This is a genomic window from Pseudomonas sp. D8002 (assembly GCF_013385695.1).
Classification (GTDB): domain Bacteria; phylum Pseudomonadota; class Gammaproteobacteria; order Pseudomonadales; family Pseudomonadaceae; genus Aquipseudomonas.
On record NZ_JACAPM010000057.1, the window covers coordinates 51,103 to 66,547 of the forward strand.

Sequence of the window (15,445 nt, forward strand, 5' to 3'; positions counted from 1 at the left end):
AATGAAAACCTTGCGCATCGGTTCCGGCGCCGGCTACTCCGGCGACCGTATCGAACCTGCGGTGGAATTGGCCGAACAGGGCGACCTGGATTACCTGGTCTTCGAATGCCTGGCCGAACGCACCATCGCCCTGGCGCAACAGGCGCGGATCAGCGATCCACAAGGCGGTTACGACCCGCTGTTGAGTGAGCGCATGCGCCGCGTGCTGCCCTTTGTCGGCCGGTCCGAAGGGCGCCGACGCCTGCGGGTAATCACCAATATGGGCGCGGCCAATCCGGTGGCGGCGGCGGTTGAAGTGCGGCGGATTGCCAGTGAACTGGGGCTTAACCTCAAGGTGCTGGCGGTGGTTGGCGACGACGTGCTTGAGACCTTGCGTGCCCAGCCGGAGCAGTTGCTCGACAACGGTCAGACCCTTGGCTCGTTGGGCGAGCGATTGATTTCCGCGAACGCCTATTTGGGCGCCGACGGCATTATCGACGCCTTGCGCGCCGAGGCCGACGTGGTGATCACCGGCCGGGTCGCAGACCCTTCGTTGTTCCTGGCGCCGCAGATGTTCGAATTCGGCTGGGCTGCGGATGATTGGCAACGGCTGGGGCGCGGCACGCTGGTGGGGCATTTACTGGAATGTGCGGGGCAGGTCAGCGGTGGCTACTTTGCCGATCCGGGCTTCAAGGATGTGGACGACCTGGCACGCCTGGGCTTTCCATTGGCCGAGATTGACCCAGACGGCGAGGCCTTGATCACCAAGGTCGCAGGTTCCGGTGGGCGGGTCAGCCGTGCCACGTGCACCGAACAATTGATCTACGAAGTGCACGACCCGGCGGCCTACCTCACACCGGACGTGTGCGCGGATTTTTCCCAGGTGGCGTTTACCGAAGAAGTCGTGGACCGGGTGCGTGCCCACGGCGCGAGCGGACGGCCACGTCCAGAAGCGTTGAAAGTCAGCGTCGGTTATCTGGACGGCTGGATCGGTGAGGGGCAGATTTCCTACGGTGGCCCGGGCGCGGTCGCTCGTGCGCAACTGGCTCGCGATGTGGTCCTGAAACGCTTGGAGTTGACCGGCGTGCGCATGCAGGACGTGCGTGCCGAATTGATCGGCGTCGACTCCCTGCACGGCCCGCGCAGCACGGTTGAACCGTGGGAAGTGCGCCTGCGCATAGCCGCCCGCTGCGCAGAACGCAGCGAGGCGGTGCGTGTCGGCAATGAAGTGGAAACCCTCTACACCAACGGCCCGTCCGGCGGCGGTGGCGCCAGCAAGAGCCTGCGCCAGGTGGTGGCGGTGGCATCGTTGCTGCTGCCTCGTCACGCGGTCAACCCGAGGATCGAAGCATGAAGCTGCACACCCTGGCCCACTCCCGAACGGGAGACAAGGGCGACACCTCGAACATCTCGATCATTGCGTATCGGGCCGAGGACTATCCGCTGCTCTGCGAGCAATTGACGGCTGAGGTGGTGGCGGCATTTTTTGCGCCGTTGCTGGAAGCGGGCGCTGCACCGGTGCGGCGTTATGAGTTGCCCAATGTGCAGGCACTGAACTTCGTGTTGCCGGGGATCCTGCGGGGCGGGGTGACGCGGTCGCTGGCGCTGGACGCCCATGGCAAGTGCCTGGGCTCAGCATTGTTGGATCTTGAATTGGCAATACCAAACTAATGTGGGAGCGGGCTTGCTCGCGAAGGCGGAGTATCAGCCACTACGTCTGTGGCTGATACTCCGCCTTCGCGAGCAAGCCCGCTCCCACACTGGATCCTCGCTGTTTGTCAGACCGCCGCAAACCGCTTGTCGAGGTAATCGATGATCACCTTGGAGTCGTACATCCAGGTGGTCTGGCCGTTCTCTTCGATGCGCAGGCATGGCACCTTGATCTTGCCGCCTTGCTCCAGCAGGGTCTGGCGGTCCTGCTCGTTGTTCTTCGCATCCTTCAAGGCCACCGGCACGTTCAGGCGGTGCAGGGTGCGGCGGGTCTTCACGCAGAACGGGCAGGCGTGGAATTGATACAGGGTCAGGTCCTTGGCCGCTGCGTTCACCTGCGCCTGTTGTTCGGCAGGGCGCTGCTTTTTGCGCGGACGGGTCAGGAAGTCGCCGGCGATGATGACGTGGCCGAGGCCCACTCGAAGTGCTTTGACGAACATGGCTGAAACCTCTTGCCCTAGACTTAAGGGGGCGCAGCTTACCTGATTTTTCACAGGCGAAAAAAAACCGGCGATGAACGCCGGTTTTTCCAGATGCCGCGTATTACTTGATCAGGCTGAGAAACTCGCTGCGGGTCGCCGCGTTTTCGCGGAACTCACCCAGCATCACCGACGTGATCATCGACGAATTCTGCTTCTCCACACCGCGCATCATCATGCACATGTGCTTGGCCTCGATCACCACTGCAACGCCCAGGGCGCCGGTGACCTGCTGGACCGCATCGGCGATCTGGCGGCTGAGGTTTTCCTGGATCTGCAGGCGGCGGGCATACATATCGACGATACGCGCGACCTTCGACAGGCCCAGCACTTTGCCGCTCGGGATATACGCGACGTGAGCCTTGCCGATGAACGGCAGCAGGTGGTGTTCGCACAGCGAGTACAACTCGATGTCCTTGACCAGCACCATTTCGCTGTTGTCAGAGCTGAACAAGGCACCGTTGGTGACTTCTTCGAGGGTCTGTTCATAACCGCGGCAGAGATACTGCATGGCCTTGGCGGCACGTTTTGGCGTGTCGAGCAGGCCCTCGCGGGAAACGTCCTCGCCGAGCTGGCCGAGGATCGCGGTGTAATTCTGTTCCAGGGACATGAAACTACCTAGTGGGATTTTCGCAAAGGGCAAGGGTACGGCGGCCAACACATCGCTGCAAGCCTGACGATGGCACTTGTTACTCGTCGCGGCCTTCCATCATGGTGCGCTTGAGCATCACATACACCGCGCCAGCGCCGCCGTGACGTGGCTGGCATGAGGTAAAACCCAGCACCTGGGAGTGCTGGCGCAACCAGGTGTTGACGTGGCTTTTGATCATCGGCCGCTTGCCGTCCAGGCGCACGGCCTTGCCGTGGGTGACGCGCACGCAGCGGATTTCGAATTTGGTGGCTTCGGCGAGGAACGCCCAGAGGGTTTCGCGGGCTTTTTCGACGGTCATGCCGTGCAGGTCGAGACTGCCCTCGAACGGGATCTGGCCGACCTTGAGCTTGCGCATCTGGCTTTCCTGCACGCCGTCGCGGGCCCACATCAACTCGTCTTCGGGACCTACATCGATAACGAATTGATCCGACAGGCCGTCCACGGTGGTGGCGTCCGTGCGCACGGTCGCGGCCTGACGCAGCTTGGCGATCTGGGCGCGATCGGTCTTGGGTTTGCCGGTGTCGGCGCGATCATGCTTGATCGGCTTGACGCCGCGCAGCTCGTTCTTGAATAGGGAAAAATCGTCGTCTTGCATGTCAGCCTCCGCGAAGGGCGGGCAGTTTACCTAATCGCGGCGGCTTGATGCGCAACAAACGCTATCTGTACGCCATCAGTCGTGCTTTTTCATCAGGTGCGAAGCGATGTTCAGTGACAGCGGTTGGCGCATGCGCCGACGGCAACGGCGCCACAGCCATACGCCGAACCACAGCACCAGCAGGCCGATGACCAAGAGTATTGCAGAACCGCCAGGGCTGGCATTCAGCTCGCCCAGGGCCGGTGAGTGTCCAACCAAACCAGCGCCGCCAGCAATTGCCAGTAGTACGCCACCTATCGCCAACAGCGCGGCAAAGCCGGCGCCGATGCGCAGACGCCAGTTGCTCGGGCCCTTGGGGCGCAAGCGACGAGCATCAAAACCATCGGATATCTTCATTCCGACCTTTCCTCCAGGGTATCGGCCCTTCGACCGGAAGATACACAGGTTGTTCCGGGTACAGAGGCAATTGCAGCAAATGACAGGTATTTGCGGATGAGCGGGCGGCTACCCGCTCATCGAAGGTCGATCAGATCAGATCTTTGGTCAAGGCGAGGGTGGCGAAGTTGTCAGCCATGATGGCCATTTCAGTCTGCTGCACGTGGTCGGCGCTGAGGATGCCGCCCTTGTAAGGCAGGTCGCGGGTGGCGCAGGCGTCTTCCACCAGAGTGCAGCGAAAGCCCAGGTTTTTTGCCGCACGCACCGTGGTGCTGACGCTGGAGTGGCTCATGAAGCCGCAGACGATCAGGTCCAGGGAACCGAGGTCTTGCAGGTGTTTCTCCAGGCCGGTGCCGTGGAAGGCGCTGGGCAGCAGCTTGCCGATGATGGTTTCGTCGGCCTGTGGCTCAAGGCCAGGAATGAACTCACCGCGCTCGCCCTGAGGGTCAAACAACCCGCCGACAGTGCCCAAGTGGCGCACATGCACGATCGGGCGCCCGGCGTTGCGCGCGGCAGCCGCCAGTTGCTTGATATTTTCGACAGCAGCGTCCATGCCCGAGAGGGCGAGGGGACCACTGAGGTATTCCTTCTGGGCGTCGATGATCACGAGGGTCGCATGGTTCAGGTTCGCCGCTGCGTAACCACGACCGCTGAGTTGAAACATCGTCTTTGGAACGGACATTCTGGGGCTCCTGTGAGTGGGGCTTTTGTGACATTGTCCTCTGGCTGAGCGCTTCTGTGAATCGCTACCATCGTAAGGTACGCCGTTGTTGGCGTGCAGCGATGTCAATAGGGCACTACGTTTAGGCAAAAACCACGTTTAAGATGAAATCCGACGTGCGGCAAAGGGTTTTTTCGTACATCGTCGGTACAGCTTAAGACTGTTAGAATCGCCGGTCGTTTTTTCCAGGAGCTTGCCCCCGTGATCACTTCCCGCCTGCGCACCTTGCGCGACCACATCCGATGGGCCGTCAGCCGTTTCCATGGGGAAGACCTGTTTTTTGGCCATGGCACCGACAACGCCTGGGACGAAGCCCGGCAACTGGTGCTCGGCGCCTTGCACCTGCCATGGGAAATTGCCGACAGTTACCTGGATTGCAACCTGGAAGAAGAGGAAATCTCCCACGTGCAACGGTTGCTGCACCGCCGTATCCACGAGCGTGTGCCGACCGCTTACCTGTTGAAGGAAGCCTGGTTCTGCGGCATGTCGTTTATCGTTGATGAGCGTGTATTGATTCCCCGCTCACCGATTGGCGAACTGATCGAAAACCGCTTCGAACCGTGGCTGGGCACACCGCCGGCACGCATTCTGGACCTGTGCACCGGTTCCGGTTGCATCGGTATTGCCTGCGCCTACGAGTTCCAGGACGCCGAAGTGGTACTGGGCGACCTGTCCTTCGAAGCGCTGGAGGTGGCCAACCAGAACATCGAGCGCCATGGCGTCGATGAGCGCGTGTATACCGTTCAGGGCGACGGCTTTGATGGTTTGCCGGGCCAGCGTTTTGACCTGATCGTGTCCAACCCGCCGTATGTCGACGCCGAAGACTTTGCCGACATGCCGGATGAATACCAGCACGAGCCGGAGCTGGGCCTGGCCTGCGGTGACGACGGCCTGAACCTGGTTCGGCGGATGCTGGCCGAGGCGGCAGATCACTTGACCGAGAAGGGCCTGTTGATTGTCGAGGTGGGCAACAGCCAGGTTCACGTCGAGGCGTTGTACCCCGAAGTGGACTTCGCCTGGCTGGAGTTCCAGCGCGGCGGGCATGGCGTGTTCATGTTGACGGCCGAGCAATGCCGGGTGCATCAGGCGGTGTTCGCCGCCAGGGTTTAACCGCTTCCAAGTGGGTAACGCGGTCAGTGTGGGAGCGGGCTTGCTCGCGAATGCGGTGGCTCAGTCAAGATATCCGGTGACTGACACACCGCATTCGCGAGCAAGCCCGCTCCCACATTTTGATCCGGTTTCAATTGATAAACCGGATTATCGATGCGTCGCAATCCAGATCAACAACCCCGCCTGAAACACGGTAAACGCCACCAGGCACGTAATCGTGAAGCGCAACCCGCTGTCTTCGCGCTTGAACTTGGTGACCTTTTCCTCTTCCTTGCGCAGTTTCACTTCCTGTTCCGCCAGGTTCTGCTCGGCCTGTTGCAGCATCTGCGCCGCTTCCAGAATCTCCACGAACTGCAGCTTTTCGGTGTTCCAGCTGTCCAGCACATCGCTGACCTTGCCCGGCTGCACGTTGCCCTTCAAATGCTGGACATCGGCGTACGCCACATCAAAGCCCTGGATACGCAGGAAGTGATCCCGGCGCAGGCGCGTGGCTTCGTTAAGGGCGTCCTTGTTGGCCAGGTCGACGCCGTCGACGCGGTAGTGCGACCACTTCTTTTTCGCCCAGGCGGCGCCCTGGGCTACCAGGAAACGGCCGATGCCGCGGTTAGCCGGCTCGATCTCCAGGCTGTTGCCCGGGCCAAAGTGCACCCGATGGGTCGCGTGATCGACCCAGATATCCAAATGGTTCTGTTCCCGGCGCACCCGCTGGCCCGGCAACTGAATGACCATGCGCAGCAGGCTGTGGTCCTTGTTGTTGCGTTCGGCCCAGCCAAACTGCACAAAGCGCAGGGGCCGCACGCCCGTGGCACGGTCGGTGGCCAAAGGGGCCAGGCGCAGCATCTTGAAATGTTCGGCCTGCACCTCCGCCCACGGTAACGCGGCCGATGCGGCGGCCTCGGTGTCAGCCGTGGTGTCGGCGGTAGGTTCGGGTGTTGCTTCGGTGTTCGTCATTCGGCGCGATCCTGTCCAAGCTCTGCGGGCCGACAGGCTTTTTGCTGTCGACCCATGGCTTATCGGCCGTTTTGCTCAGGACTGGAGGGCAATACTCGCTTAACTGGCGCGAAGTCCGTCGATAAAGCGAACCAGGCGTGTGCCCAGTTCAGCCGCCAGCGGCAACTGCGGGTCGTTATAGGACTCCAGTTGCTGCTTCACGTTGTTGGGCACGATGCGCATCACGTGGTTCATGCCTTCGATCACCGTCAGCTCGGCGTCGGGCTTGGCCTTCTGCAATTGTTGCGCATCGGCCACGCCGACCTGCAGGTCATTGGTGCCCTGGACGATCAGCGCCGGCATGGTCAATTTGGCAAAGGCCGCCGAAGGGTCGGCGCGGAACAGGCTGATCAGATAGGGCTGCACGCTGGGGCGGAAAATGCCCTCAAGGGGGGTGGGCACATCGGCGTCCACCTGGCCGGCCTTGAGGTGATCGAGAATCTGGTTGCTGCGCAGTAACAGCGCTGGAGGCATATGGTCGGCCAGTTGCTGGCGGATCACCTGGTCCACCGGGCGCGCGCTGCCCGACAGGGAAATCACCCCGGCCGGGTTGAGCTGCGGGGCGGCGAGGGCGGCCACCAGTGCACCTTCGCTGTGGCCCAGCACAATCAGCGGGCCCATGCGTGGGTCGGCCTTGAGCAACTTGCCCCAGGCCACGGCGTCGGACACGTAGGCATCCAGAGTCAGGTTGCGTTCATCGGGGGTGGCGGCAAGGCTGGCGGCCACGCCGCGCTTGTCGTAGCGCACGCTGGCGATGTTGTGCCTGGCCAGCACCCAGGCCAGGCGCTTGAGGCTGTCGTTGCGTGCGCCGTCGGCGCTGTTGCCGTTGCGGTCGGTGGGCCCGGAGCCGGCGATGATCAGCACCACCGGCACCGGCTTGTCGGATTTGGGCAACAACAGCGAACCAAACAGCTCGCCACTGCCGGTGTCCAGGCTGATGGGCCGTTGCAGCACGACAGGGGAGGCGGCGAAGCCAAGGCTGGAAAACAGAGTGAGGGTCAAAAGCAGAACTCGCAGCATCATCGCGCCATCATGAGGAAGGTGCCGGTTGGACCAACGTCTACCGGTAAGGTTTCGAGGATGAACTAGTCGGTTAGCCTGCGTATACTGGCCGCCTTAAGTTATTACGGTTGACTTGATTCAACTGATTTCACGGAGCGCCCTGCATGTCCGGCAATACCTACGGCAAGCTGTTCACTGTTACCACCGCGGGCGAAAGCCATGGCCCGGCGTTGGTCGCCATTGTCGACGGCTGCCCGCCGGGCCTCGAGTTGTCCCTGGAAGACCTGCAGCGTGACCTCGACCGCCGCAAGCCCGGCACCAGCCGCCACACCACCCAGCGCCAGGAAGCCGACGAAGTCGAAATCCTCTCCGGCGTGTTCGAAGGCCGCACCACCGGCTGCGCCATCGGCCTGCTGATTCGCAACACCGACCAGAAGTCCAAGGACTACTCGGCGATCAAGGACCTGTTCCGCCCGGCCCACGCCGACTACACCTACCACCACAAATACGGCGAGCGCGACTACCGTGGCGGTGGCCGCAGCTCGGCGCGGGAAACCGCGATGCGCGTGGCGGCCGGTGCGATTGCCAAGAAGTTCCTGGCGACCCAGGGCATCGTGATCCGCGGCTACATGAGCCAGCTGGGCCCGATCGAAATCCCGTTCAAGACCTGGGACAGCGTCGAAGACAACGCTTTCTTCTGCCCAGACCCGGATAAAGTGCCGGAGCTGGAAGCCTATATGGACCAGTTGCGCCGCGACCAGGATTCCGTCGGCGCCAAGATCACCGTGGTTGCCGAAGGCGTGATGCCGGGCCTGGGCGAGCCGATCTTCGACCGCCTCGATGCCGAACTGGCCCACGCGCTGATGAGCATCAACGCGGTCAAGGGCGTGGAAATCGGCGCCGGGTTCGATTGTGTGGCCCAGCGTGGCACCGAGCACCGTGACGAGCTGACCCCGGAAGGTTTCCTCAGCAACAACGCCGGCGGCATTCTCGGCGGCATTTCCTCCGGCCAGCCAATCGTTGCGCACCTGGCCCTCAAGCCGACGTCCAGCATCACCACGCCAGGCCGTTCGATCGATGTGCACGGCAACCCGGTGGACGTGATCACCAAGGGCCGTCACGACCCGTGCGTCGGCATCCGTGCCACGCCGATTGCCGAAGCGATGATGGCCATTGTGTTGATGGACCACCTGCTGCGTCATCGTGGGCAAAACGCCGACGTAAAAGTCAGTACTCCGGTATTGGGCCAGCTGTGACCGTGTGTGGCGAGCGAGCTTGCTCGCGCTGGGCTGCGCAGCGGCCCCAAAGCCTGCAACCCGGTAGGACCTGGAGAACTGCGGCGCTTCTAGTGGGGGAGCTTCTCGCCCCAGCGCGAGCAAGCTCGCTCGCCACAAGTCACTTATGCTGACGCAAGCCCTTCCATACTGGCGACTCTCCAGCTTCTACCTGTTCTATTTCGCCCTGCTGGGGGCGACGGCGCCGTTCCTGGCGTTGTACTTCGATCACCTTGGGTTCTCCAGCGCGCGCATCGGCGAGCTGGTGGCCATCCCCATGCTGATGCGCTGCGTGGCACCCAACCTGTGGGGCTGGCTGGGGGACTACACCGGCCGGCGCCTGGCCATCGTGCGCTTTGGCGCGGTGTGCACCCTGGTGAGTTTCTCGTTGATCTTTGTCAGCAAGACCTACGCCTGGCTGGCGCTGGTGATGGCCTTGCACGCGTTCTTCTGGCACGCGGTCCTGCCGCAGTTTGAAGTCATCACCCTCGCGCACCTGCAAGGCCAGACCTCGCGCTACAGCCAGGTGCGGTTGTGGGGCTCCATCGGTTTTATCCTCACCGTGGTGATCATGGGCCGCTTGTTCGACTGGCTGAGCCTGGATATCTACCCGGTGGTGGTCGTGGTGATCATGGCCGGCATCATCGGCGCCAGCCTCTGGGTGCCGAATGCGCAGCCCCTGAGCCAGGGGAGTCGCTTGGCCGGTGACGGCTTTTTGCGGCAACTGCGCAGCCCCGGCGTCCTCGCGTTTTATGCCTGCGTGGCGCTGATGCAGATGAGCCATGGTCCGTACTACACCTTCCTCACCCTGCACCTTGAACACCTCGGTTACAGCCGTGGCGTGATCGGCATGTTGTGGGCGCTGGGCGTGGTGGCGGAAGTCTTGATGTTCCTGGCCATGAGCCGGATTCTCACGCGCTTTTCGGTACGCCGGGTATTGATGGCGAGTTTCCTGCTGGCCGCACTGCGCTGGTTGCTGCTGGGCTCGTTTGCCGAATTCTTCTGGGTGCTGTTGCTGGCGCAGGTGATGCACGCGGCGACCTTCGGCAGCTTCCACGCGGCGGCCATCCAGTTCGTGCAACGCAGCTTTGGTGCTCGCCAGCAAGGGCAGGGCCAGGCACTGTATGCGGCACTGGCCGGTACCGGCGGTGCGCTGGGCGCACTCTATTCAGGTTACAGCTGGAACCTGCTGGGGCCGACCCTGACCTTCAGCATTGCCAGCGTCGCGGCCCTGGCCGCCGCCCTAATCATTGGCATTCGATTGCAAGAGGAGCGGCCATGAGCGGCTCCCGTGACAGAGGAAGAGTTTGATGAGCTATCTCGCGGTTTACCACGTCTGCACCCCCGACACCCCGAACAAGGTCCTGACTCACCAGGACGATATCGCCTCGACCCTGGCCGAGCTGGGTGTGGGGTTCGATCGCTGGCAGGCGGCTACCCGACTTGAGCCCGGGGCCAGCGAGGTTGAGATTATCGCCGCCTACCAGGCGCCCATCGACAAGCTGATGACCGAGCGCGGCTACACCACCGTTGATGTGCTCCGCGTCAGCAACGATCACCCGCGGAAAGCCCAATTGCGCGCCGAGCGACTCGACGAACACCGCATGGCCCAAGACCACGTGCGTTTTTTCGTAGCGGGTCGTGGGCTGTTTACCTTGCACATCGAAGATTATGTGTACGCGGTGTTCTGCGAGAAAAACGACCTGATCTTGGTGCCGAGCGGCATCCCGCACTGGTTTGATATGGGGGAGAACCCGCACTTTGTGGCGATCCGCCTGTTCAGTGACCCTGAAGGGCTGGCGGTCATGCTGACCGGCGACGCGATCGCCGAGGGTTTTCCCCGGCTTGATGACTAAGTTCGTCCGGCAATGCCTCCTGAACAGGGGGCATTTTTTTAACTTCAATTCCTTCAGGTTGGAAATCGCTGTAGGAATAAACTTGAAAGTTTGTGGGTAACAGCTGTTTATCGTTGACCTTACTTGTTACTTCCACTCTTTGTGTAACTCTCTCTGGTCTCAATATTTATTCGCCTGTCAATAGGAGTAATCCGACTTCGGGCGTTACAAGACCTATATGAAGAGAGAGGCCTGCATGAGCGGTTCGGAGCCACAGGAACAACCGTCCACGCAAACGGACAGCGCGCCGGTTGCCAACCGCAAGGCGCGTGCGATGTTGTCGGGTAAACCCCTGACCCCAAAGGAACGGGAAATCCTGCATTGGGCGGTCGAGGGCAAGACGGTGTGGGAAATCAGCAGGATTCGCTCCATCTCCCAGGCCACGGTGAAGTTTCACCTGCGCAACATCTACGGCAAGTTGCAGGTGACTAACCGGGTCCAGGCCGTGAACGAGGCGGTGAAACAGGGATTGTGCAAATAAAAAAAGGCCGTGGTGCGCAACGGCACCACGACCTGTTCGGGTCCTGCATGACGGTCAAGCCGAATGGTAGGTCGGCAGGGCAAAGCGGTTCTGGCTTTGCAGCATCGAAATCTGTGGCAGGTCGCTGGCTTGTTCAGCCAGGTCGCGGCGAATGGCGCTGATGACCCACGTCAGTTGGTCGGCCGTGTGCAGTTGCTGATAAGAGATCGAACGTTTGATCTGCTTGCCTTCGCTATTACGCAAGGTCAGCAGGATGCCGCCATCAGGACGCGCCTGGGTGGTGACGTCGAAATTGGAGAACACAGAAGAAAATTTATCTTGGATCAGGCTCATGTCTATCAGCTCCGTTAGCTCATGTTTTGCAGCGTGGAGTGATAGGTGCAGTGATTGTGCCAGTACTGACTATCTTAAAAAATCCTTATAAATCAAATAGTTATAAAATTTTAAGAATTTCAGTTTCGTGCAATTTGCATGAATGGCCATCGTGCATCCTGCATTTTGCGGGGTTTTGCCAAGTGTTTCACCGCTGGCACGCAAGGCAGGTCTTCCATAGTGACCACCTGGCGGTGCGCAAAATTCCTTTTCCTTTCGGGATACAAAACTTTTCAAATCCTGCGTGTACAGCCGAAGAACGGCTGGCGTATTTTCCTGCAAGGCATTCGGCGCGGGTCTTACAGTGCGATGGGTGCCTTGAGGGTCATACGAACAATAAGAAAAAGGACGTTCCCGCCATGAACCACCCGCCAAGTGACATGATCACCTGGGGCATGATGCTGCGTAAGGTGCCCACCATTGTCCGTGCACTGCCGCGCCTGGTGCGCGGAATCCGCGTTGCCAACATCACCGATCCCGACCAGCCGTGCGGCCTGGGCTGGACCTTTGAACAAGCCACCCAACGCAACCCCGACGGCGCCGCGCTGCTGTATGGCGACACGGTGCTGAGCTACCGCCAGGCCAACCAGCAGGCCAACCGCATGGCTCACTACCTGCAGCAGCAGGGGATCGGCAAGGGCGACGTGGTGGCGTTGTTTATCGAGAACCGCCCCGAGTTGTTGCTCAGCGTACTGGCCGTGGCCAAGGTGGGCGGCATTTGCGCGATGCTCAATACCTCGCAAACCCAGTCGGCGCTGGTACATAGCCTCAACCTGGTGGCACCGGCGGCCATCGTGGTGGGAGCCGAGTTGGTAGGGGCCTACGAGGCCGTGCGCAGCCAGGTGGCCATCGAGGCGGATAAAACCTGGTTTATTGCCGATCAGCAGCACAGCCATGTGCCGCCGGATTACGTCGACCTGATGGCTGCCAGCGCCGACTGCCCGGTGGAAAACCCCGCCAGCACCCAGCAGATTTTTTTCAACGACCCTTGCTTCTATATCTACACCTCCGGCACCACCGGCTTGCCCAAGGCCGGCATTTTCAAGCATGGCCGCTGGATGAAGTCCTCGGCCAGTTTCGGCACCATCGCCCTGGATATGGGGCCCGAGGATGTCGTCTATTGCACCTTGCCGCTGTATCACGCCACTGGCCTGTGCGTGTGCTGGGGTTCGGCGATTGCCGGGGCGTCGGGGTTCGCGATTCGCCGCAAGTTCAGCGCCAGCCAGTTCTGGGACGATGTGCGCAAATTCAATGCGACCACCCTGGGTTATGTCGGCGAGCTGTGCCGCTACCTGATCGACCAGCCTGCCCATGGGCGCGACCTGGACAACCGGGTGACGAAGATGATCGGCAACGGCCTGCGCCCAGGGGTTTGGGCTGAGTTCAAGCAGCGCTTTGGCGTTGATCATATCTGCGAGCTGTACGCCGCCAGTGACGGCAACATCGGCTTCACCAATGTGCTGAACTTCGACAACACCATTGGCTTTTCCCTGATGCACTGGGCACTGGTGGACTACGCCCATGACAGCTGTGAGCCGATTCGCGGCGCCGACGGTTTCATGCGCGAAGTGCCCAAGGGGGGCCAGGGGCTGCTGCTGGCAAGGATCGATGACAAGGCACCGTTCGACGGCTACACCGACCCCGAGAAGAACCGCAAGGTGGTGCTCAGCGACGTGTTCGAGAAGGGCGACCGTTATTTCAACACCGGCGACCTGTTGCGCAATATCGGCTTCGGCCACGCCCAATTCGTTGACCGGCTGGGGGACACCTACCGCTGGAAAGGTGAAAACGTCTCCACCACCGAAGTCGAGAACATCTTCCTGCAGCACCCGCAGATTTCCGAAGTGGTGGCCTACGGCGTGGAGATTGAAAACACCAACGGCCGCGCGGGCATGGCGGCCATTACGCCTGCCGAATCCCTGGCTTCCCTGGACATGCGCGAGTTGCTGACCTTTGCCCACGGGCAATTGCCCGCGTATGCGGTGCCGTTGTTCCTGCGGATCAAGGTGAAGATGGAAACCACGGGTACCTTTAAATACCAGAAGGTGAAACTCAAGGAGGAAGCGTTCGACCCGGGCAAGGCCGGTGATGATCCGATCTTTGCCTGGCTGCCTGGGTCGGACAGTTATGTGCCGGTCACCGGGCAACTGTTGGCGGATATTCAGGCGGGCAAGTTCCGTTATTGATTCTGCCTATCGCCGCTTTTGGGAAAAAAGGCATGACAGTGGGGAACTCCATCGCGAGACTGGGCGCCTTATGAAACACCAGACAAGGAGCCCCACATGTCAGACCAAGCCAAACAAATGACCGAAGACGAAGCCGCCGAATTTGCCGAGCAGGTGTTCGACGTGGCGCGCAAGGGCGATGCCGCGATGCTGGCGGCGTTGCTGGCCAAGGGCTTGCCGCCGAACCTGCGCAACCACAATGGCGATACGCTGTTGATGCTGTCGGCCTACCATGGCCATGTGGACGCGGTGAAAGTGCTGCTGGAATTCAAGGCCGACCCCCAGATTGCCAACGACAAGAACCAACTGCCGATTGCCGGCGCGGCGTTCAAGGGCAACCTGCCGGTGGTCAAGGCGTTGATCGAAGGCGGAGCGTTGGTCGAAGGCGCATCCTCTGATGGTCGCACCGCCTTGATGATGGCGGCGATGTTCAACCGTACCGAAATGGTGGACTACCTGATCAGCCAGGGCGCCAATCCCAAGGCCACCGATGCCCAGGGCGTGACCGCGCTGGCAGCCGCGCAGACCATGGGGGCGGTGGATACGGCGGCGCAGTTGCAAAAACTGGTGTAGGCTTTGCGCCCTCAAAATCAGCCCCGCCACAGGACCACCCCATGAAAACCGCACTCGTCGAACTCATCAGCAAAATCAGCTCCGGCTGCATGAGCGAACCCGAGATCGCCAGGGTGGCGGACGAGGCGGCCCAGGCCTACGCCGATCCCGACGCTTTCCTGGCCGCCAACCCCGACATCAACTACGACGACACTTTCCCGATTCCCCTGGGTGAGTGGATCGTCGTCGGCAGCCTGCCTGACACCGTGCTGTTCCAGGCCGACACCTACCTGGACCTGTTCGCCCAGATCGTCGCCTCCTTTGGCCCCGGCGTGGCGTTCAACCTCAAGCCCAAGCAACTGGCCAAGACCGAAGCCCTGACCGCGCTGAACCGCATCCAGATCCAGATGAGCGCCCTCAACCCGGAGAACGGCGGCTACGTGCTGATGAACTTCAGCCAATTGCTGGACGACGAGATCCAGGCTGTGCTGGTCTACGGCAACGACGTGCCACGGGTGCTGGAGTTGTGTGCCGAAACCGGCATAAAGGGCGAACCATCGCTGGAAGCCCTGCGGGTTGCGGTACACGTCTGAAATAAAACGGAACCCCCGGCCACGGCTGACTATCCTAAGCAGGCAAACCCTCACTTAGGAGCGACACCATGGGTTCCACTTTTAATGGTCTGATCGGGTTGATCATCCTCGCGCTGGATATCTGGGCGATCATCAACGTGTTCAAAAGCGGCGCGAGTACCGGCGCCAAAGTGTTGTGGATCCTGTTGATCCTGCTGCTGCCGGTACTGGGCTTGATCATCTGGGCGATCGCCGGGCCGCGCGGTAACGTGCGCATCTGATCCAAACAACGCTATCCAGAGCGGGCACAGTAAGTGTGGGAGCGGGCTTGCTCGCGAATACGGTGTAACAGTCACCTGATGTATCGACTGATTTACCGTATTCGCGAGCAAGCCCGCTCC

General features: G+C 61.1%; 19 protein-coding genes. 11 read left to right on the forward strand and 8 right to left on the reverse strand.

What is annotated here, in order from left to right:
• Position 1: 1 nt before the first annotated feature.
• The gene (locus HX807_RS29320) at positions 2-1,333 is read left to right on the forward strand and encodes an acyclic terpene utilization AtuA family protein (RefSeq protein ID WP_177051911.1); all 1,332 of its coding nucleotides are present in this window, start codon (positions 2-4) and stop codon (positions 1,331-1,333) included.
• Positions 1,330-1,650 (forward strand): hypothetical protein, encoded by a 321-nt coding sequence (locus tag HX807_RS29325; RefSeq protein WP_087694789.1) that lies wholly within the window; start codon positions 1,330-1,332, stop codon positions 1,648-1,650. The genes HX807_RS29320 and HX807_RS29325 overlap by 4 nt, the downstream gene beginning before the upstream one ends.
• A gap of 107 nt (positions 1,651-1,757) precedes the next feature.
• On the opposite strand, the gene HX807_RS29330 is transcribed toward HX807_RS29325, so the two are convergent.
• The 5 genes from HX807_RS29330 to HX807_RS29350 form a co-directional block, all read right to left on the reverse strand.
• A complete protein-coding gene (locus HX807_RS29330) occupies positions 1,758-2,129 on the reverse strand; it encodes a glutathione S-transferase N-terminal domain-containing protein (RefSeq protein WP_063031984.1) in 372 nt (123 codons plus the stop codon).
• Positions 2,130-2,232: 103 nt separating this feature from the next.
• Positions 2,233-2,778 (reverse strand): GTP cyclohydrolase I FolE, encoded by a 546-nt coding sequence (folE, locus tag HX807_RS29335; RefSeq protein WP_003204506.1) that lies wholly within the window; start codon positions 2,776-2,778, stop codon positions 2,233-2,235.
• 79 nt (positions 2,779-2,857) lie between these two features.
• Positions 2,858-3,415, reverse strand: a complete 558-nt coding sequence (locus HX807_RS29340) for a Smr/MutS family protein (RefSeq protein ID WP_003213135.1) — start codon at positions 3,413-3,415, stop codon at positions 2,858-2,860.
• A 75-nt stretch (positions 3,416-3,490) separates the two neighbouring features.
• On the reverse strand, positions 3,491-3,811 hold the full coding sequence (locus tag HX807_RS29345) for a hypothetical protein (RefSeq protein ID WP_003213133.1): 321 nt from the start codon (positions 3,809-3,811) through the stop codon (positions 3,491-3,493).
• Between the two features lie 130 nt (positions 3,812-3,941).
• Positions 3,942-4,532: a cysteine hydrolase family protein gene (locus tag HX807_RS29350; protein WP_008433198.1), complete on the reverse strand. Its 591-nt coding sequence runs from the start codon at positions 4,530-4,532 to the stop codon at positions 3,942-3,944.
• Positions 4,533-4,772: 240 nt separating this feature from the next.
• On the opposite strand from HX807_RS29350, the gene prmB reads away from it, so the two are divergent.
• Entirely contained in the window at positions 4,773-5,681 is a 909-nt protein-coding gene (gene prmB / locus HX807_RS29355) for a 50S ribosomal protein L3 N(5)-glutamine methyltransferase (RefSeq protein WP_177051913.1), read from the forward strand.
• 147 nt (positions 5,682-5,828) lie between these two features.
• Here the strand turns inward: prmB and HX807_RS29360 are convergent, their stop codons facing one another.
• Together HX807_RS29360 and HX807_RS29365 are read right to left on the reverse strand one after the other, a co-directional pair.
• Positions 5,829-6,632: a hypothetical protein gene (locus HX807_RS29360; RefSeq protein ID WP_003213127.1), complete on the reverse strand. Its 804-nt coding sequence runs from the start codon at positions 6,630-6,632 to the stop codon at positions 5,829-5,831.
• Positions 6,633-6,731: 99 nt separating this feature from the next.
• Entirely contained in the window at positions 6,732-7,694 is a 963-nt protein-coding gene (locus HX807_RS29365; protein WP_003213124.1) for an alpha/beta hydrolase, read from the reverse strand.
• Positions 7,695-7,837: 143 nt separating this feature from the next.
• On the opposite strand from HX807_RS29365, the gene aroC reads away from it, so the two are divergent.
• The 4 genes from aroC to HX807_RS29385 all read left to right on the forward strand — a co-directional run bounded on the left by aroC (position 7,838) and on the right by HX807_RS29385 (position 11,323).
• Positions 7,838-8,929 (forward strand): chorismate synthase, encoded by a 1,092-nt coding sequence (gene aroC, locus HX807_RS29370; RefSeq protein WP_003213122.1) that lies wholly within the window; start codon positions 7,838-7,840, stop codon positions 8,927-8,929.
• A 148-nt stretch (positions 8,930-9,077) separates the two neighbouring features.
• A complete protein-coding gene (locus HX807_RS29375) occupies positions 9,078-10,229 on the forward strand; it encodes an MFS transporter (protein ID WP_177040545.1) in 1,152 nt (383 codons plus the stop codon).
• A 28-nt stretch (positions 10,230-10,257) separates the two neighbouring features.
• Positions 10,258-10,803 (forward strand): acireductone dioxygenase, encoded by a 546-nt coding sequence (locus tag HX807_RS29380; RefSeq protein ID WP_177051915.1) that lies wholly within the window; start codon positions 10,258-10,260, stop codon positions 10,801-10,803.
• Positions 10,804-11,038: 235 nt separating this feature from the next.
• Complete coding sequence (locus HX807_RS29385; protein WP_003216779.1) at positions 11,039-11,323, forward strand: response regulator transcription factor; 285 nt, start codon at positions 11,039-11,041, stop codon at positions 11,321-11,323.
• A gap of 54 nt (positions 11,324-11,377) precedes the next feature.
• On the opposite strand, the gene HX807_RS29390 is transcribed toward HX807_RS29385, so the two are convergent.
• A complete protein-coding gene (locus HX807_RS29390) occupies positions 11,378-11,656 on the reverse strand; it encodes a DUF3509 domain-containing protein (protein ID WP_003216777.1) in 279 nt (92 codons plus the stop codon).
• A 398-nt stretch (positions 11,657-12,054) separates the two neighbouring features.
• Between HX807_RS29390 and HX807_RS29395 the strand changes: the two genes are divergently transcribed.
• The 4 genes from HX807_RS29395 to HX807_RS29410 all read left to right on the forward strand — a co-directional run bounded on the left by HX807_RS29395 (position 12,055) and on the right by HX807_RS29410 (position 15,325).
• Positions 12,055-13,881 (forward strand): long-chain-acyl-CoA synthetase, encoded by a 1,827-nt coding sequence (locus HX807_RS29395; RefSeq protein ID WP_102605281.1) that lies wholly within the window; start codon positions 12,055-12,057, stop codon positions 13,879-13,881.
• 96 nt (positions 13,882-13,977) lie between these two features.
• Complete coding sequence (locus tag HX807_RS29400; RefSeq protein WP_010176046.1) at positions 13,978-14,493, forward strand: ankyrin repeat domain-containing protein; 516 nt, start codon at positions 13,978-13,980, stop codon at positions 14,491-14,493.
• Positions 14,494-14,534: 41 nt separating this feature from the next.
• Positions 14,535-15,065 carry a hypothetical protein gene (locus HX807_RS29405; protein ID WP_177051917.1) on the forward strand — a complete coding sequence of 177 codons (531 nt, stop codon included), beginning with the start codon at positions 14,535-14,537 and terminating at the stop codon, positions 15,063-15,065.
• Positions 15,066-15,133: 68 nt separating this feature from the next.
• Positions 15,134-15,325, forward strand: a complete 192-nt coding sequence (locus tag HX807_RS29410) for a PLDc N-terminal domain-containing protein (protein WP_003172956.1) — start codon at positions 15,134-15,136, stop codon at positions 15,323-15,325.
• Positions 15,326-15,445 lie beyond the last annotated feature (120 nt).